This is a genomic window from Rhizobium sp. P1_B8 (assembly GCF_056406515.1).
Map to the genome: position 1 here is coordinate 224,144 of NZ_JBFTZZ010000002.1, position 18,513 is coordinate 242,656.

13 protein-coding genes are annotated in these 18,513 nt (G+C 62.8%); 10 read left to right on the forward strand and 3 right to left on the reverse strand.

Annotated features, from left to right (window positions below; translation table 11 throughout):
• Positions 1-196 precede the first annotated feature (196 nt).
• Positions 197-1,033, reverse strand: coding sequence for an amidohydrolase family protein (locus tag AC1D2N_RS04820; protein WP_130653840.1), 837 nt, complete (start codon positions 1,031-1,033; stop codon positions 197-199).
• A 77-nt stretch (positions 1,034-1,110) separates the two neighbouring features.
• Positions 1,111-1,896, reverse strand: coding sequence for an IclR family transcriptional regulator (locus AC1D2N_RS04825; protein WP_130653841.1), 786 nt, complete (start codon positions 1,894-1,896; stop codon positions 1,111-1,113).
• A gap of 439 nt (positions 1,897-2,335) precedes the next feature.
• Here AC1D2N_RS04825 and AC1D2N_RS04830 point away from each other — a divergent pair, with 439 nt between their 5' ends.
• The 5 genes from AC1D2N_RS04830 to AC1D2N_RS04850 all read left to right on the forward strand — a co-directional run bounded on the left by AC1D2N_RS04830 (position 2,336) and on the right by AC1D2N_RS04850 (position 9,288).
• Complete coding sequence (locus AC1D2N_RS04830; protein ID WP_018246192.1) at positions 2,336-3,070, forward strand: SDR family oxidoreductase; 735 nt, start codon at positions 2,336-2,338, stop codon at positions 3,068-3,070.
• Between the two features lie 96 nt (positions 3,071-3,166).
• Positions 3,167-4,444, forward strand: coding sequence for an L-fuconate dehydratase (locus tag AC1D2N_RS04835; protein ID WP_047618147.1), 1,278 nt, complete (start codon positions 3,167-3,169; stop codon positions 4,442-4,444).
• 223 nt (positions 4,445-4,667) lie between these two features.
• Positions 4,668-7,247, forward strand: a complete 2,580-nt coding sequence (locus AC1D2N_RS04840; protein WP_477980831.1) for a caspase family protein — start codon at positions 4,668-4,670, stop codon at positions 7,245-7,247.
• Positions 7,248-7,270: 23 nt separating this feature from the next.
• A complete protein-coding gene (locus AC1D2N_RS04845; RefSeq protein WP_245484517.1) occupies positions 7,271-8,011 on the forward strand; it encodes a tail fiber domain-containing protein in 741 nt (246 codons plus the stop codon).
• Between the two features lie 17 nt (positions 8,012-8,028).
• Complete coding sequence (locus AC1D2N_RS04850) at positions 8,029-9,288, forward strand: methyltransferase family protein (RefSeq protein ID WP_115156725.1); 1,260 nt, start codon at positions 8,029-8,031, stop codon at positions 9,286-9,288.
• Positions 9,289-9,301: 13 nt separating this feature from the next.
• Here AC1D2N_RS04850 and AC1D2N_RS04855 read toward each other — a convergent pair whose 3' ends face one another.
• A complete protein-coding gene (locus AC1D2N_RS04855; RefSeq protein WP_477980833.1) occupies positions 9,302-10,909 on the reverse strand; it encodes a hypothetical protein in 1,608 nt (535 codons plus the stop codon).
• A 157-nt stretch (positions 10,910-11,066) separates the two neighbouring features.
• Between AC1D2N_RS04855 and AC1D2N_RS04860 the strand changes: the two genes are divergently transcribed.
• The 5 genes from AC1D2N_RS04860 (at position 11,067) to AC1D2N_RS04880 (ending at position 18,501) form a co-directional block, all read left to right on the forward strand.
• Complete coding sequence (locus tag AC1D2N_RS04860; protein ID WP_047618139.1) at positions 11,067-11,657, forward strand: hypothetical protein; 591 nt, start codon at positions 11,067-11,069, stop codon at positions 11,655-11,657.
• Between the two features lie 135 nt (positions 11,658-11,792).
• Positions 11,793-12,170: a hypothetical protein gene (locus AC1D2N_RS04865; protein ID WP_115156727.1), complete on the forward strand. Its 378-nt coding sequence runs from the start codon at positions 11,793-11,795 to the stop codon at positions 12,168-12,170.
• Positions 12,171-12,381: 211 nt separating this feature from the next.
• The gene (locus AC1D2N_RS04870; RefSeq protein WP_130653845.1) at positions 12,382-14,340 is read left to right on the forward strand and encodes a DUF4384 domain-containing protein; all 1,959 of its coding nucleotides are present in this window, start codon (positions 12,382-12,384) and stop codon (positions 14,338-14,340) included.
• 22 nt (positions 14,341-14,362) lie between these two features.
• Positions 14,363-15,979: a caspase family protein gene (locus AC1D2N_RS04875; protein ID WP_130653846.1), complete on the forward strand. Its 1,617-nt coding sequence runs from the start codon at positions 14,363-14,365 to the stop codon at positions 15,977-15,979.
• The gene (locus AC1D2N_RS04880) at positions 15,976-18,501 is read left to right on the forward strand and encodes a trypsin-like serine protease (protein WP_130653847.1); all 2,526 of its coding nucleotides are present in this window, start codon (positions 15,976-15,978) and stop codon (positions 18,499-18,501) included. Before AC1D2N_RS04875 ends, AC1D2N_RS04880 begins: the two co-directional genes overlap by 4 nt.
• Positions 18,502-18,513: the final 12 nt, after the last annotated feature.

Genomic DNA, 18,513 nt, shown 5'->3' on the forward strand with positions numbered 1-18,513 from the left:
TTCCCTTCTGAAGGCAGCGGACAGGGGTCATTCGCCATATCCGTGTCAACAACTTTTAGCCGAGATAAATAAGGCTAGCAATTGCTTGCATGTAGATAGCGTTAAGCCCGAAAATCGGGCGTTTTTTGTCCCGGAATGGTACAAAAAACATGCCGAAATGGCACGCCCAGGAGACCGGTCGCTTTATTTTGTGACGTCAGAGCGACCAGAGGCGCTGCGCATTGGCGAAAAGCAACTTCGAGCGCTCTGCCTCGCTACTACCTGAGAGCATCGCATGGGTCGCCGCAACCCAGGTAGAGAGGCCGCCACCGAGCGTGCAGACCGGCCAATCGCTGCCCCAGACGACGCGGTCCCAGCCGAAGCTTGCGATCACATGTTCGAGATAGGGCTGCAGCATTTCTGCCGTCCATGTCTTCGCATCAGCATAGGCGACAACGCCGGAGACCTTGCAGACCACGTTCGGCCGCCGAGCAATCTCTGATATGCCGGCCCTCCATGGCTGGAAGGCGTCCGAGCGGATATCCGGCACGCCGCAATGGTCGAGAACGAACTGCACATCAGGCGCAAGATCGACGAGGGCGGTTACACGGCTCGCCTGATGCGGCAATGTGCAGAGGTCGAAAGTCAGGCCGCTGCCGCTCATGCGCCTGATGTTTTCGCGAAACAGGGCGCCTTCGGAAACATCATCTGGCACCACATGCAGCACGCGGCGGAACCCCTTGACGAAGGGATCGGCCTTTTGCCGCTCGAGATAGGCGGCAAAGCCTTCCTCTTCCGGCCGGCAGGAGACGATGGCGCCGGCAATCAGACTGCCTTCCTTTTTGGCGATGCCGGCGACGTGATCGGTCTCGGCCTGCATCGCGGCGGGATCCACGTCGACCTCCATATGCAGCGCCGCGGTAATGCCGCAGCGCCGCGCTTCAGTCGCATAGGTCTCGTAGAGGAAATCATGATCGAGAGCGGGCGCGCCGGAGAGCCAGGGATAGGGCAGGGCCGATCGATCGATGATGTGCAGATGGGTGTCGATGAACACGCTCTTCTCCTCCCAGAGTGGTTTGGCGGCAAACCTATTCCTGGTGAATGGATTGTTCAAATAGAAATTCTTAGGCCTCAGGCGGGGTTAACGACATCGGCGCCGGCAAGCAGCGAAAGCTGGGCGGCGGTTTTCTGCACCAGCATGATCGCCTGCGTGATATCGGGAGCGGACGGCGCATTGACGAGCGCGATAAAGGGGCAGGTGAGGGCGGCGATGCAGCGGCGGTCCGGCCCAAGAACCGGAGCGGAGAGATTGTAGACGCCTGATGTCTGGGCGCTCGCCATCATCTCGTAGCCGCGCTCGCGGATCTGGTGGAGGCGATCGTAGAATTCGGGGCCGAGTTCGATGTCCGAGCGGCTGCGCACATGTTCCGAGATCATCATCTCCCGCTCCTCCTCGCTGCGGAAGGCAAGCAGCACATGTCCCGAGCCGGTGTCGAAGAGGCTGATATGGGCGCCGATGCGGATCGAGAATCCCCAATAGTCCGGCGCCTCCTGCTGGGCGATGACAACAGCCGCGCCTCGATCGAAGACGGCAAGATGATTGGCCTGGCGCGTGCGCTGGGCGAGATCGCGCATCAGCGGCGTGGCATAGGAGGCAAGCCGGCGCACCGGCGCGTGCAGTTGCGCAAGACCGAAGAGCTTCAGCGTCAGCGAATAGCGGTCGCCATCCAGCCGGGTGACGTAACCGCGGCGCACCAGCCGGTCGAGCATGCGGTAGAATTCGTTGGGGCTGCGGTCGAGCCGTTTGGCGATTTCGGCCTGAGTGAGGCCACTGTCGACGCCGGCGAGCAATTCCAGGATATCGAGGCCCTTGTCGAGGGCAGGAGCGCGGTAGCGGTCGGACTCGTCGGTCTCCATTCCTTCCTCCTGTGAATATCACTCTGCATATACGCAGAACCGCAGCCGGAAAAGGAAAACTTCGCACTTGACCCTTGGCCAATCGTCTGTTTGTCTATAAACAGACAAATCATCACTGAAAAAGGTCGATCGGAAGCGAACGACTGAGCTACAGAAGGCGCCCGAGCGGCAGGATCATAAGCAAGCCGGGGACAGGGAGGAAGACCGTGCAGCGCATGGGAATGGTCATCGGACCCGCCGCCGGCGGAGATCGCCGAAAAAGCAGCCAATCGACTGAATCCCCCGCCGATCTGCCTGTGCAACAGCGCCAACTCCTCCATTTAACGCAGAGAGCCACGCATCTCTGGAAGCAGACCGGCGCGCTGCATCACGCCGAGCTTCGCCGACATCAACCGCACTCCATCGTCCAGCGTAGACAATTCCAGAAAAGGCCCGTGACATGACAAACAGACTTTCCGGCAAGACCGTTCTCATCACCGCCGCCGGTCAGGGCATCGGCCGGGCGACGGCGGCAGCCTTTGCCGCGATCGGCGCCAGGGTTCACGCGACGGATATCAACACCGAGGCGTTGGCGACGCTTGCCGCCGAAACCGGCGTTTTCACCCATCAGTTGAACGTGCTCGAAGAGGATGCGGTCAAGGCCCTTGTCGCCGAGATCGGGGCTGTTGACGTGCTGTTCAACTGCGCCGGCTTCGTCCATGCCGGCTCGATCCTCGAGATGAAGGATTCCGATCTCGAATTCGCCTTCGACCTCAACGTCAAGGCGATGATCCGCACCATCCGCGCCGTGCTGCCCGGCATGATCGAGCGCAAGGACGGAGCGATCATCAACATGGCCTCCGTCGCCTCCAGCATCAAGGGCGTGCCGAACCGCTTCGCCTACGGCGTCACCAAGGCGGCCGTGATCGGGCTCACCAAAGCCGTTGCCGCCGATTATGTCGGTCAGGGCATCCGCTGCAACGCCATCTGCCCCGGCACGGTGGAAAGCCCGTCGCTGCAGGACCGCATGCGCGCGCAGGGCGATTACGACGCCGCGCGCGCCGCTTTCATCGCCCGCCAGCCGATGGGCCGGCTCGGCTCGCCGGAAGAGATCGCCGATCTCGCCGTCTATCTCGCCGGCGCGACCTACACGTCGGGCCAGGCGATCGCCATCGACGGCGGCTGGACGATCTGATTTCAGCTGATGCGGCCCGCCCGGCAGTCTTGCCGGCCGGCCCGGCCACTGCAATCGGCTCTATATAATCGGCGCATATAAACGGGAGGAACAACCATGACCCGCATCACCGACCTTCGTGTCTTCGATCTCCGCTTCCCCACGTCGCAAAGCCTTGATGGATCCGATGCGATGAATCCCGATCCGGATTATTCGGCGGCCTACGTCATTCTCGATACGGATGCGCCTGATCTTGCCGGCCACGGCCTGACCTTCACCATCGGCCGCGGTAACGACATTTGCTGCATGGCGATCGAAGCGATGCGCCACCTCGTCGTCGGCGCCGACCTCACCGAGGTTCTCGCCCATCCCGGCACCTTCTGGCGGCACCTGACCAGCGACAGCCAGTTGCGCTGGATCGGCCCGGAAAAGGGCGCCATTCATCTGGCGACCGGTGCGGTCGTCAATGCCGTCTGGGATCTGCTGGCCAAACAGGCCGGCAAGCCTGTCTGGCGGCTCGTCGCCGAGATGTCGGCGGAGGAGATCGCCGATATCGTCGATTACCGCTACCTCACCGATGTGCTGACGCGTGCCGAGGCGGTCGAGATCCTGAAGCGCGCCGAGGCGGGCAAGGCGGAACGCATCGCCATCCTCGAAAAGGAGGGCTACGCCTGCTACACAACCTCGGCCGGCTGGCTCGGCTACGGCGACGAAAAGCTGCGCCGCCTCTGCCAGGAGGCGATCGATGCCGGCTTCAACCATATCAAGATGAAGGTCGGCCGCGACCTGGAAGACGATATCCGCCGCCTTAGGATTGCCCGCGAGGTGATCGGACCCGATCGTTACCTGATGATCGACGCCAACCAGGTGTGGGATGTCGGTCAGGCGATCGACTGGGTCAAGGCGCTCTCCTTCGCCAAGCCCTTCTTCATCGAAGAACCGACAAGCCCCGATGATGTCGCCGGCCACCGCAAGATCCGCCAGGCGATCGCTCCGGTGAAGGTTGCGACCGGCGAGATGTGCCAGAACCGCATCATGTTCAAGCAGTTCATCGCCGAGGGCGCGATCGACATCGTGCAGATCGATTCCTGCCGCATGGGTGGGCTGAACGAGGTGCTGGCCGTACTGCTGATCGCCGCCAAGTTCGACCTGCCGGTCTGGCCGCATGCCGGCGGCGTCGGCCTGTGCGAATATGTGCAGCATCTGTCGATGATCGATTATGTCGCGGTGTCGGGCACCAAGAAAGGCCGCGTCATCGAATATGTCGATCATCTGCACGAACACTTCCTCGACCCCTGCCGGATTGAGAACGCCGCCTACATGCCGCCCACCCTGCCGGGTTTCTCGATCGAGATGAAATCGGCCTCGATCAGCAACTATACGTTTCGAGGCTAAGGAAACTTCGCCGGCCGCATGTTGAATTCTTGATTTCGACAGTCTTTCTTGTCGACGATGGGCTTCCAATCTGACGGGACTGCTCCAATTGACTTGGAGGCGGCGAAGCTTGCTTTTTAAAGCGCCGAGGAATATTTTCGTAGTGTGAATGCGGAGGGGGCCCAGCACCAGCAGGCCAGCAAATTTTATTGAACTTAAACAATAGAATGTTTGCGATCGAGCCATGCCCAAGTTTCACCACGTCAAGAGACTGTGCGCTTATCTGCTGATCGTCGCTGCAATGCTGCTGTCGGTCGGCACCGCATCTGCCGCCATTACTGAAGAGAGCGGACGCCGCGTCGCTCTCGTCATCGGCAACTCGGTCTACAAGACGCTGCCCTCGCTTCCAAATCCCGCCAATGATGTCGAAGAGGTCGCTAGTACACTGCGGGCTGCCGGTTTCGACGTGACGATCGGCGTCAATGTTGACCGCATCGGGCTCGAAGATACGGTGCGCCGCTTCCTGCGTTCGACCAGCAATGCCGAGGCCGGCCTCATCTATTATTCGGGCCACGGCATCCAGGTGGGCGGCCAGAATTTCATCGTGCCGGTCGATGCGACACTGGAGACGCCCTATGACGTCGAGACGCAGACCATGCCGCTCGACCTCATCCTCAACCATCTCAAGCAGAATTCGCGGGTGCAACTGATCTTCCTCGACGCCTGCCGCAACAATCCCTTCAATGCCCAGAAATTCTGGATGGCGGAAAAACTGGAACCGGTCGGCGCCACACGTGGACTTGCACGTATCGACAGCGATCTCGGCAGCCTGATCGCCTTTTCCACTGAACCCGGCCAGGTGGCGCTCGATGGCAGCGGGGCGCTCAGCCCCTATTCCGAATCCTTCATCAAACGCGCCAGCGAACCCAACAAGGAAATCCGCCAGGTCCTGACCGACGTGCGCCGCGATGTGATCGCCATGACCGGCGGCAAGCAGGTCCCCTGGGAAAACTCCTCGCTGACCGACAGCTTCTATTTCATTCCGGCACCGCCGCCGCCAAGTGTCGAACCGATGCAGCAGGTCAGCGTGCCAGAGGGTGCGGCCGCGACCAAATTGCCGATCGCCCCGCCGCATGACGAGACCGGCTCGGCACTGCTCGTTACCCTCAACCAACTTCCGAAGACGGGAAAGCTCAGCTTCGACGGCAAGCCGGTCGACCAGGGCGCAAAGATACCTGCCGCGGCCCTGACGGCGCTGACCTATGATTCATCAGGTGTTGCCGCCGGAACCGTCGGCCTGATCGGCTATACTGTCAGCGACCCCTATGGCCAGGCGACGCAGGGCGTGGTGGCGATCACCGTCTCGGCGGATGCCGGCGCCAAGCTCGCCCAGCTCGAACAGGAAAAACAGGTGCGGCTGGCCGATGCCGATGCCTATCTGAAGACGCTGCCGCGCGATGTGGACACGACAATCGGCGTCGGCCCCGTCGAGGCCGGTTTGCCAGTTGTGCCGGCATCGGCCACGGAGATGACCTTCAAGGTCGCGGCCCTGCCCGACAAGGGCACGCTGCGCGCCGGAGACCGCGTGATCGGGCTCGGTCACGTGCTGGAGTCCGCGGATATTCCATTGCTCTCTTACGAGCCGCAGATCGGCACCGAAAACCAGCCTTTCGCCCTGACGCTACAGGCCGCCAACGACGATCTGCCGCCCGCCACCGTCACCTTCAAGCCGGCGCTCGACGCCTGCGACACATCAGCCGCCGCCCCCCTTGACCTGCAGGGCGTGACATCGGGCAAACTGCCGAACGAGATCGATCCGGACATCGCGCTGCCCGCCTGCACGGACGCGATAAAGGCCTATCCTGAGGTCGAGCGCTTCGTTTATCAGCTCGGCCGCGCCCAGCTTGCCAACCGCGACACCAAGACGGCCTTTGCGACGATCACAAAGGCGATGGATGCCGGGCATGTCCGGGCGATCTATGAACTGTCGAGCCTTTACGAGTTCGGCGCCTCCGTTCCGCGTGACGCAGCCAAGGCAAGCGAGATCGCCAAGGGTGGTGCAGCCAAAGGTGATCCTTTTGCCCTGCACAGCTACGGCAAGGCCCTCTATTACGGCCGTGGCACAAAGGCCGATCAGCAGCTGGGGTTGCGCCTGATGCTGCAGGCCGCCGATCTCGGCCATACCTATGCGATGAACGAGCTCGGATACATCTTCCTGAACGGCGTCAACGTTCCGGCCGATCCGGAACGCGGCATCCGCTTCTACGAGGCCGGCGTCCAGCGCAACGACATCTATTCGCTGAACAATCTTGCGCTCGTCTACCGTTTCGGAAAAGGCGCTCCTGAGGATCTTCCAAAGGCGCTCGACCTTTTCACGCGGGCGGCAGAGCGTGGTCAGCCCTATGCCCCGACCAATCTCGGACGCATGTATCGCGACGGCATCGGCGTTGCCGCGGACAAGGCGGAAGCAGTGAAGTGGCTGGAGATGGGCGCGGAGCGCGGCGACTATTGGGGGGCATTCGACCGCGCGGTACTGGCGAAGGAAGACGGCGCGGGCGCTGACAGCCTTGCAACGGCGGCGCGCTATTTCGCGCTGGCGACCGCCATCAACATGCCGGGCAGCGGCGACCCGAAGAACCAGGCAAAGGCGGAACTTAAGGCCTTGCCTATTGCTTCAAAGAAGAAAGCAGAAAAGGCCTTCATTGCCGAGTTGACCGCTCAGGAACAGAAGGCCCTTCCGAAGACCAAGTCGCTCGACGACAGCCTTGTTCAACTCGCCAAGGCGACCTGGGTAAAGCGAAATCCGAGGTACGATCTCTTCTAAATGGCGGTCTGGGGGCGCCCTACATGAACAGCAAGCTCATCATCCGTATTCTCTTGTGCTCGACCTTCATTGCCGGCTCAGGCGCGATCCTGCAGAGCTGCATTTTCGACCCTGGCGCGAGGACACTGTTCGCCAGTGAAGAGCCGGCCAGGAACGCCACGCCTGCCAGCAAACCAACTTCCACCGTTAGAAGAGTGTCCGCAACAAGCAATCAACCGGCTTTCGCCCGCTCTGAGAACAGTTCCAGTGGGCATTCCGGCTCTGGCATGGGCGGCTCTTCCGGCTCCAGCGGTTCTTCTGGTTCCGGCGGCTCTTCCGGCTCCAGTGGTTCTTCTGGCTCCAGCGGTTCTTCTGGTTCGAGCGGCTCTAGCAGCTCATCCAGTTCGAGCAGTTCGTCCAGTTCGAGCAGTTCATCGAGCTCTACCGGCGGCTCATGGTCCGATCGCCGCCTAAAGACCGATATCCGTCGGCTCGGCACCTCGGCTCAGGGCGTACCGGTCTATGCCTTCCGCTACATCTGGGGCGGCCCGGTGTTCGTCGGTACAATGGCCCAGGATCTGTTAGCGATCAGGCCTGAGGCGGTCATCGCCACCAGATCGGGTTACTATATGGTCGACTATGACAAACTCGACATTGCCATGATCTCGCTGCCGGAGGATGCGCCTCGGCTGGCGGATGAAGTAACCATGGCGCTTGCGTCGCAGGCGGCGCGGATACCCTCTCCGGTCTCCGTTCGGCAACCTTTCGTTCAAGCGGCAATGTAATCGAGGAAGCCGAAAGCGTGCCGATACCGCAGGACTGGGATACCGTTACCGGGAGCCCTCTCGTCAGTCAGGCTGCGACGCTTGTCGGAGTTCTCCTCGGCATTGCACTCTCGGCCTATCTGCAGCTTGAGCCCGGCAAGGCGATGGCGCTTGCCCTGTTCTGCCTTCTCCTGGTGTGGATCGTCGTCGACGGCACACTGGCTGCTCGTCGGGCCTGGGCATCGCGAGAGAGGCGGGACGAGGCTCCCGCCGCTTTCTGGCGGCGCATCGGAACGAAGCTTGTCGGCCTCGCTGCGCTTCTTGGCGTGGTCGTCATTGTCTGTTCGGTCTTTCCGTTTTTCACGCAGTCGTCAGCGGTCCGATGGTTCATCGAGGCCGGCCACACGACCATCGTCATTTCTATCGCACTTGCTGTTGCCACCATCCTCTACATCGTAGCCACTGATCTGGTCGCCGGAGAGCCCGACGATTATCTCAATCAGGTCGGGCGCGCGGTGTTGATGCAGGATTTTCGCGAAGAGGACGTGCTGTTCGCATTGCGCCTGCTCGCGATCAAGTGCTTCTTTCTCGTGCTGATGTTCTCAGGCGGCATGGCGGCCTTTTCCGATCTTGCCGATAAGCCGGCATGGGCGTTTCCGCCGCTCTCGGCCGCCTGGTTCGAAGGCCTGTTGCGGCTTGCCTTTCTTCTCGACGTCGTGCTTGCCGCCGGCGGCTATATCGCCACCTTCAAACTCTTCGGCTGGCATGTCAGGGCGACGGAGACGACGGCGCTCGGCTGGCTCGTCTGCCTCATCTGTTACGAACCGTTCTTCCCTGCGATCTCGCATGCCTTCGTGCCTTATGGCGAGGGGCCGGGCTGGGAGACGGTGATCGAGGAGGGTTCGCCCGTCTTCATTCTCTGGAGCGTCGCGACGCTGTTCTGCACCCTCATCTATGTTTGGGCGACTGTCGCCTTCGGACCGCGATTTTCCAATCTCACCCATCGCGGCATCATCACATCGGGCCCCTATCGCTTCATCAAGCATCCCGCCTACGTCTCGAAGAACATCGCCTGGTGGCTGTTTGCTGCTCCCAGCTTCATTGCCAGCGGCCTTGCGGAAGGGCTTGCCCGGGCCGGCATGCTGGCGATCGTCAGTCTGATCTATGTCATGCGCGCCCGCGCCGAAGAGCGCATGCTGAGCCGCGATCCCGCCTATCGGGACTATGCCGAGAGCGTCACCAGCCACGGGCTTTGGGCGATGGCAAAGCGACGGTTGATGTCAAAGCCGGCAGCCTGACGCTGCCTTTCATTCAACCATCCAGCCCCTTGAAGCGCACCGGCTGGTAGCCGCGCATCAACAGGCTGCCGAGCGAATAGGTATTGCGGCAGACACGGCCCTTGCAGGCATTTGGCGAGGCTTCCATCACTTCCACCTTGCGGTCGTCGGTGAAGCGCATGAACAACAGCACATGCGAGCCCGGCTTGTTCAGCGCGTCGCCCGGCCGCATCGACCAGGGGTCGGAGAGGCGCTTGGTGATCCCGGGGATGGCGCGCGTCGAGACATGCATCTTCAGACCCCAGGCGTCGCTGACRAAGCCGGAGCAGTCGACGCCGAGGATATTGGATTGCGGCGCGCTCTTGGTGCAGACATTGCCGGCAGTCTGGCCCTTTTCGACGCCGCCGACGAAATTCTCGAGCGGCGTCTTGCAGCCCCAGCAGTAGGGAACACCCTTGACCGTCTGGCCGCGCTTGCCGATCAGGTAGATCGGGCGGCGCAGCCTGTTCATGTTGATGCAGCCTGGGCCTGGATCCTTGCCATAGGCGGTTGATGTCACTAGCCAGTTTAGCGTCTCGAAGCCGATTGCCCGCTCGATGACGTCGTTGCGCGATTTCGGCACAAGCGCCACCTTCGGCGTCTTGCCGGGATTGCCGGCATTCGGCTGCTTGGCCGGACGGGCGACGGCAAGCTTGCGGCCGGGCTCACGGCCGTCAAGCCGCAGCACCTGTGCCCGGCTTTCTTGCGAACGCAGATAGAGCACATCGCCGCGCGGGCCGATCGCCACGAAACGCCTGGAGAATACCGTGCCGGGGTCGATCGGCAGGTCGTAGACCTTGTCCATCGCCCCGTTCGGCGTGAAACGCACCACCAGCATGCCGGTGCGCTCGGGCCGGTCGGCCGGCACCAGCTCGACCAGCGCATAGGGCCTGCCTGTCGTGTCGATGTCGAGCAGTTCGACGGTGCCGATCCGCCCTTCCGAGGTCAGCTGCAGCGAGAGGAAATTCTCCTCCGAGCTGCTGCGCCGCAGCAGGATCTCCGCCTTGTCATTTGCGGCGGCCGAGACCTCGGCGACGATATCGCCGAGCCCGCGGCTCGGCACGTATTGAATGACCGGCGGGCGGGCCTCGGGCCGGCTGGTGCTGCGGCCGATCTCGTCGATGATGCTGTTCAGCGGACCGGGCGATACCGAGCCCATCGAGGCGAAGACCGAGCGGGTGTAGTCGTCGGCATCGCCACCGTCGACGGCGCGCAGCATCTGCGACCGGCCGTCGGCATCGGTGGAGCGCTCGAGCGGCACGACGCCGTCCGACCAGAGGTAGAGTTCGTTGTGGACGACGGCGAGATCTTCCGGCGCGGCATTATCAGGCAGCGGCAGGATTTCGGGATCGGCTTGCGAACGTTCGGCGTCGATGGCGAGCACGCGGCCGTTATTCTGGTCGAGGATGTAGATCGTGCCGTCGTCGCCGACGGTGATCGCCGCCGGACCGGATGCCTCCACTTCCTCGTTGGACGAGATGATGCCGACCGAACGCGCGCCGCCGCCGCCGCGAAGCTCGATCATCACAGTGTCTTTGGCAAAAACCGGCGAGGCGACCGCAAGTGCCGCGGCAAACAAAAAATGCGACCCTGAACTACGCATTGCCTCGACCCCCGGCATCATGCTCTGTGACCAAGTCTTTAAAATGGTAGGCTAGATATGCCCCCTCAGCAAGCCGTTGCTTTCCAAACGATTTGGAGATCTGCGCCTGGAATAGTACAAGATCATCGTCTCGAAGATTTGCTGGCAGGGAATGCTTATGCTGGAATGGAACGGTGACGAACTGGCGCTCGATATAAGCCTGCTGGAGCAGGTTCGCGCCGCGCGGATAGGCTTCTCCGATCGCGTCTGCGCGGCGTCTGCCAGCAAGGATGACAAGCATCTGGCGCAGCTGCGTTCCGAGCCGACCTATCTGATGGCCGAGTTCCTCTATTCGATGAAGGTCTTCGGCATCAGCACCGCTGCGGATATCGAACGCTTCGCCGATCTGCACAACGACTACGTGGTTTCGCTCACCCGCGATCCGGCCAAGCTGCAGCGCCTGGGACTGTCGCAGGATCGGGCGCTCGCCTCGATGTTCACCGCCGACACCAAGCCGCGGCTGATCCAGAACTGGGCAGAAAAATCAGGCGCGATCGACCAGTCCAATCTCGCCCGTTTCCTCGTCGCGGTGATGTCGAGCGAGACCTGCCGCAAGACATTGATCGATTTCGAGACGGCGGGCTTCATGCAGCGCAAGCGCTCGCCTTACGGCACCATGGTCGTCTGGTCGACCGGAATGATCGAGGAGATCTTCGGCGAGATGCTGCGCGACCTGCGCCTTAGCCTGCAGCAATTGAAGATCCTCTGACCTCCGTGGCCAGTCGATTTCAACCCTCCCAATCGATTGGCACGGAGCGCCGTTGCCTTCCTTCCGGCCTCTCCCTATTGTCGTGCTGCTTGCCCTCTTGCGGCGCGCATCAGGTTGATAACGGATTTGACGACGATGACGAAATCCTGGCTCATAACCTTGTCGATCGGCCTTCTGCTGGCGCTGCAGATCCCCCGGCTTGCCTATTCCGGCCCGGCTGAGGACGCGCTAGCGGCGCGAAACCCCTCGCTGGCGGCGTTGCGCCACCATGACGAAAAGGCCTTTGCTGCGGCGACGGCGATCATCGCTGAACACGAACGCGCCAAGGGGCTTGCACCCGGCGAAGACAAGCTGCCCGACGCGACCTCACCCGGCCGCGACATGGGCTCCGGCCCCGGCAAGGAATTCACCGTCGACAATCCCGATATTCTCTGGCTCTACAATTCCTCGCCCGAGGGAATGAGCGACCTGATCTCGATTTTGAAATCAGCCGGGCAGAAACCGAAGAACTAACCGCCTGTCTGCAGTCGAACGGGACTATAAAAGGCGCCGGTTATTGCCGGGCGTGAGTCTTGCTCACGTCTTTGCCTCGCAAAATCTTCCAGGCTCCAAATAATTTGTAACCCTCCCTCAAGCAAGTCAGGCGAAGCCATCCCAATTTCGCCGGTCAGTGCTATTCTCATCTTCAACACAGTGTGAGATTGTTCGAAGAGGAGGTTTTCCAATGCCGAACCGCAAAGCCATCCTAGCAGCAGCGACCTTTCTTTCGCTTTTTTCGATGGTTCCCGCCGTCGAAGCGCAGAACGAACGCACACTGACCGAGGCGCCGGCGCAGACCGGGCCTGTCAGCATCACCTTCGATCGCGCCGAGGCCAAATACGCCATCGGCGAAGTTGTCGGCCTCTTCATCCAATCGACCGAAAACAGCTATGTCACGGTGCTGAACGTTTCGCCGAACGGCGCGGTCGTGAAGCTTTTCCCGAACAAGTACCAGACCGATGCCCTTGTCGGCGCCGGCAAGCGCGTGCAGGTGCCGGATCCGGCAAGTGGCGCCCGGCTGCAGGTGTCCGGCCCGGTCGGCCAGGAGCAGATCAAGGTCTTCTATTCCTCCAAGCCGCTCACCATCTTCGCCGATCTCGGCAGCAGCGGCGGCGGCATGTTCCGCTCGATCGACGGCGGCATGGAGGCCGTTTCCCGTAGCCTCGACGAAGCCCGCAGCCTCGGCACGAAGATCAGCAGCAAGACGCTGATGCTGACGACGGTCGACAGCCCGGCGGCCCTGCCGCCCTCTGTCGCTCCGCCTGTCGCAGCCGCCCCTGCAGCAAAACCCGCACCGGTCGAACAGGCTGCCAAGCCGCCCGTTGCGCCGAAGCCGAAGCCGAAGCCGGTGACGAAACAGGAAGTCGCCAAGAAGCCGGAAACGGTGGTGGAAAAACCGAAGCCCGTTACCCCGAAAAAGGTGACGCCGAAACCCGTCGAGCAGGCCACGACACAGCCGCCGAAGAAATACAAGATCGTCACCAATCTGGCGCCCGGCCAGGAACTTGCCGCCGACGAATTGGAATTGATCGGCCCGGCCGACACCACCTCATCCACCCGGCCGACCCAATATAAGCAGCCGACGCAGTACAAGCAGCCGGCCCAGACTTCCCAAACGAAGATGCCCAAACTGCCGATGCCGCAGATCAAGATGCCGCAATTCAAGCTTCCCGGCGGCTTTAGCATCAAGATGCCGCAGCTAAATCTCGGCCGCTCGGCCGAACCTGGCCAAGCAGGCGAGGAGATCGAGGTGGCAAATGCCGATACGCCTGTTTGCACCGCCCTTCTCGACAAGCTGAACACGGCCGTTGCCGCCAAGGATATCACCGCTGCGGCGGCTGAAGCCGATACGATCGCCGTCAGCGCCGATTGCGGCCAGTTCCAGGTGAATGCCCAGCGCCGCGTCGCAGCCCTCAGGCTCTCCGCTGCTCAGGAGATGATGGCCGCCAACCAGCCGGTCGCCGATTACGAGCCGCTGCTGATCGCCGCCGACAGTCCGCAGGTGCTCTGGCAGGCCTCCGCCACGCTCGGCGAGATCTATTTCTCCGCTCGCCGTTTCGCCGATGCCGCTGCCGATTACCAGCAGGCGATCGAGATCATCAAGAACGAGACCCGCACGCCGAAGGCGCCGCCGGCCGAAACGATCTCCGATCTCATCCAGCGCGCCGCCCAGGCCCGTATCCTTGCCGCCAACCCGACGACCGACAATCCTCAAGGCAGCTTCGTGCCGGCTGAGAAGGATCACCGCAGCGGCGTGCTCGGCGGCATCTATTCCGAGAATGTGCGCGGCATCGTGCCGGTCTCCATTCCGGTTCCGATCACCTTCGATTTCGACAAGTCGAGCTTCACCTCGATCGGCACCGAGGCCGCTGAGGAATTGCTGGAAGCGCTGAAGGAGCAGAAGCCCGGCCGCGTCATCCTCGTCGGCCATACCGACCGGCGCGGCGCTGACGACTATAATCAGAAGCTGTCCGAACGCCGCGCTCAGGCCGTTGCCGATTTCCTGAAGAGCCACGGCATCGACGCGACGATCGACGCCGAAGGCCGCGGCGCATCCGAGCCGGTCGACGTGACCGCAACCGCAAACCTCACTGAAGACGATGTCGATGCGCTGAACCGGCGCGTCGAATGGCGCCGCGAATAGCTGGGGCAAGGGGAGTCTGGCCATGTCCGCATCCGTTTCCATGGCCGCCGCATTTGCCCTCCTCACCTTGGCGGTCACCGACAGCCTGGCAAGGGTGATCGAAGCGCCTGAGCGCGGCGCGGTCCGGGCCGTGCTGATCGGCATCGATCTCTACCGCAACGTTCCGCCGCTGCACGGCGCCGTCGCCGATGCCGAGGACCTTTCGCTTTCGCTGCGCTCGGTCGGCGTCGAGGACATGACGCTCTTGAAGAATGGTGATGCCGACCGCGAGGGCATCTTCCACGCGATCAAGGCCGTGACGGAACGGGCCGGGCCTGGCGACCTCGTCGTGCTCGGCATTGCCGGTCACGGGTCGAGCGAGCCGGAACGCGTCAAGGGCTCGAAACCGAGCGGCCGCGACGAGGTCTATGTGCTCGCCGGCTTCGACACCAGGCTGCCCGGGTCGCGCGAGCGCATATTCGGCGACGAGTTCAAGGCGCTGATCCGCAATCTTGAGACCAAGGGCGCCGATGTCGTCTTCATCGCCGATACCTGCCATGCCGGCGGCATGACCCGCGACGTCGATCCGCGCGGTGCGGAGATCACCTGGCGTCAGGCGCCTTCCTATACGATCGAGGAGGACGACCTCGCGCCGATCTCGACGACGGCGGATGCGCTGTCCACCGGCTTTGATTTCAAGCGGCTGACCTTTCTCGCCGCCGTCGACGAGAACACCAAGTCGCCCGAGATATCAATTCCCGGCATCCCGCAGAAACGCGGCGCGCTGAGTTATGCCACCGCCCGCGCTTTCGAGGGGGCGGCCGACCGCAACGGCGACGGCGCCGTCAGCCGCCGCGAACTGTTCGAATATGTGCGCCAGGCGGTCTACCAGTTCACCGACCAACGGCAGAACATCTTTACCGAAAGCCCGCCCGGAACCGATCTCGATCGTGCCGTCGTCTATAATTACGAAGGGGCGGGGACCCAGGCGGCGGCGGAGAAATCAAACGCTCCGCTGCCCGCCGAGCCCGCGCCGATCAGCGTTGCCGCCCTTGGCTCGGATCCGGTACTGCAGGGGATCGACCCTGCCGTCACCCCGTTCAAGCTGACGGAGGGTGCTGATGTCGAACTCGTCTTCGATCCCGAAAAACGCGAGGCGATTGCCGGCGGCGATGTCGTCGCCTCCGCCATCGGCGCCGGCGACATGCCTTTCGTCGTCGACCGGATGGCCGCTCTCGACACGCTCAAGCGGCTGTCGGAGGCCAATCCGCAGACCGTGCGCGTGACGCCTTCCGACACCGTCCATCGCGAAGGTGAGCGCGTCGGCATCACGGTTTCGGATCTATCAGGCCGCAAGCTCGTGCTCTTCGACGTCACCGGCGATGGAACCGTGCAGTTCCTCTATCCCAACGACAAGGAGGTCGATGCCGAGATGTCTCAGACCTTCGATCTCGATCTTTCCGTCGTCGCCCCCTTCGGGACCGACCTGCTCGTCGCCGTCACCTCTGAAACCCCGATGCCTGAACTTATGGAGTTCCTGAAGCAGAACGACAGGCGCCGCACCGCCGGCAACATCGCCAAGCGCCTCGGCGAATTCCTGCCCGAGGGCGCACGCGTCGGATTTACGGTCCTCTATACCTCCGCCGGAGCCAAGCTATGAGCACGTCGATCAGCAGGATCCTCAATATTGCGTCTGTCATGCTGCTTCTGGCCACGCCTGCGCTGGCGCAGCAGGATACCAATTTTGCCGGCGAGGATGGCGGGCGGGTCATCGGCGGCCAGGCGGCGAAGAAGGGCGAATGGCCCTGGCAGGTGAAAATCCTGGCGCCCGACCCCGAACAGCGCGGCCGCTTCGGCGGTCATTGCGGCGGCTCGCTGATCGCACCGCGCTGGATATTGACGGCAGCCCATTGCGTCACCAGCGGCCGCTCCGGCAAGCAGGATCTCTTTGCCCGCGACCTGCTGATCGTCGAGGGCAAGTCGAAGATCGACAAGGTGATCGCGGTCGACGGGCCAGACAAGCCGGGCCTTGCCGTCGAAGACGTGATCATTCACGAGGATTTCGACCGCAAGGTCTTCGCCAACGACATCGCCCTCATCAAGCTTGGCGAGCCCGCCAAATCGAAGCCGGCGATCCTCGCCTCGGCCTCGGATGACGAGGTGGAGGCCGCCGGCCACCCGGCCGTCGTCACCGGCTGGGGTTACACCAAGGCCGACCACGGCTGGGACGACAAATATCTGCCGACCGAGCTGCAGGAAGTGGAACTGCCGATCGTGCCGCGTGAGGACTGCCGCGCCGCCTATCGCGACAGCTCGATGCGGATGAACCCGATCGACGAGCGCAATGTCTGCGCCGGTTATGCCGAAGGCGGCAAGGATGCCTGCCAGGGCGACAGCGGCGGACCGCTCGTCGCCCAGCGTCCCGACAAGCGCTGGATCCAGCTCGGCATCGTCAGCTGGGGCGCCGGCTGCGCCGAGGCCGAGCACTACGGCGTCTATACCCGTGTTGCCGCCTTCCGCGACTGGATCGCCGCAAAGACCGACGGCGACGTGCCGAATGTTGAAGGGCCTGCTGCCGGCGATCAGGTGGCGTCCACCACGACCGGTGGCGGCACGAAGCAGACGAAGTCCGGACAGGAAGAGGCCAATCTCGCCATCACCACCCCGCCCGCCGGCGATACGGCGCCGGCCGCCACGACCGAAACGCCCGGTGCGCCCGCCGGCGATACTCCGCCGGCTGACAAGCCTGTCGCCGACGAACCCGCCGTTCAGCCGCCGGTCGTCCAGACGCCGGTGATCGAAAGCTCGCCCGGCGACCGCGCGCTGCTGATCGGCATCGATGATTACGAGATGCGCGAGGCGAAACTGACCGGTTCGGCCACCGATGTGAAGGCGATGCAGGTCTTCCTCGCCAAAACGCTCGCCTACCGCCCGGAACAGATCCACACACTGACCAACCGCAAGGCGACCCGCGAGGCGATCCTTGCCGAGATCGACGACTGGCTGGTGCGTCAGTCGACGCCGGGAAGCCGGGTCTTCCTCTATTTCAGTGGCCAGGGCTCGGAGGAAATGGGCGCCGAGGAAACGACGAGCCCGACGCTGGTGGCAGTCGACGCCAAGCTGGTGCGCGAAGGCGGCAAGGTGACGGTCACCAACCAGATCCGCGAAACAGAGATCGCCGCGCGGCTGAACAGCCTCAAGGACCGCCGCGTCACCCTGCTGATCGATGCCTGCCATGTCGGCCCTGGCAGCCGCAGCGCGGTGGCGGCGCCCTCCGGCACCGTGCGTTGCCTCGGCCCGGCGCTGGCAGCGCTCGAACCGCCGAACAAGTCAGGCAAGGAAGCAAAATTCTCCTTCGGCGGCGAAAACGCCATGGTCTGGTCGGCCGTCAACGCAGGGCAGTGGGCGCTCGTCGACCGCGAGGCCAAGCCGGCGCTGGGGGTTTTCACCCGCCACTTCATCGAAGGCGTGCAGGACGGCGTGGCGCGCGCATCTGACAAGCCGAATGTCAGCAATGCCGCTTTGCTCGATTATGTCCGGCGCAAATCCGACGAATATTGCCGGACGCATGCCGAGGATTGCCGCTTCACCCCGGTCCCGCAATTTTATGGCCAGCCGGATGCGCTCGGCCGGGATGTGATCACCGGCGAGGAGGCGAAGACGCCGGTCGCCGCCGTCGAGAACACGCTGAAGAGCGACAATGAGGCGGGCGTTGCCGTCGACGTGCTGCCCGGTACAGCTGTCAGCGTCGGCGACAAGGTGGCGATGCGTGTCTCCACCAAAAAGTCCGGTTACCTGATCCTGGTCGATATCGACGCCTCCGGCAAGCTGACGCAGCTTTACCCGAACAAGCGCTCCATGGGGCTGAAACCAACGGCCAAAAGCGGCGACAACCGGCTCGATCCGGCCCGGCCGGTCGTCGTGCCCGATGCGCGCAATCCCTATACCGGCTTCGAATATGTGGTGGAGGGACCGGCAGGCGTCGGCATGGTCGTTGCCATCCTCAGCGACAAGCCGATCGAAGTGCTCGACCTGCCGGATGTGCCGACGCCGCTCGTCGGCCAGCGCGCCGCCTTCAACTATGTATACGATCTTGCCCGAAGCCTCAGGATCGTCGGCGACGACGAGACCGGCGCCCAAGGCAAATGGTCGTTCGATTCCAAATTCTATCGCATCCGCTGAACAGGAGCGAAC

Coding starts and splice junctions, on each gene's coding strand:
- AC1D2N_RS04865 (WP_115156727.1), top strand. CDS start 11,793: ATGACGAAATCCTGGCTCATAACCTTGTCGATCGGCCTTCTGCTGGCG.
- AC1D2N_RS04840 (WP_477980831.1), top strand. CDS start 4,668: ATGCCCAAGTTTCACCACGTCAAGAGACTGTGCGCTTATCTGCTGATC.
- AC1D2N_RS04860 (WP_047618139.1), top strand. CDS start 11,067: ATGCTGGAATGGAACGGTGACGAACTGGCGCTCGATATAAGCCTGCTG.
- AC1D2N_RS04880 (WP_130653847.1), top strand. CDS start 15,976: ATGAGCACGTCGATCAGCAGGATCCTCAATATTGCGTCTGTCATGCTG.
- AC1D2N_RS04835 (WP_047618147.1), top strand. CDS start 3,167: ATGACCCGCATCACCGACCTTCGTGTCTTCGATCTCCGCTTCCCCACG.
- AC1D2N_RS04870 (WP_130653845.1), top strand. CDS start 12,382: ATGCCGAACCGCAAAGCCATCCTAGCAGCAGCGACCTTTCTTTCGCTT.
- AC1D2N_RS04825 (WP_130653841.1), bottom strand. CDS start 1,896: ATGGAGACCGACGAGTCCGACCGCTACCGCGCTCCTGCCCTCGACAAG.
- AC1D2N_RS04875 (WP_130653846.1), top strand. CDS start 14,363: ATGTCCGCATCCGTTTCCATGGCCGCCGCATTTGCCCTCCTCACCTTG.
- AC1D2N_RS04830 (WP_018246192.1), top strand. CDS start 2,336: ATGACAAACAGACTTTCCGGCAAGACCGTTCTCATCACCGCCGCCGGT.
- AC1D2N_RS04845 (WP_245484517.1), top strand. CDS start 7,271: ATGAACAGCAAGCTCATCATCCGTATTCTCTTGTGCTCGACCTTCATT.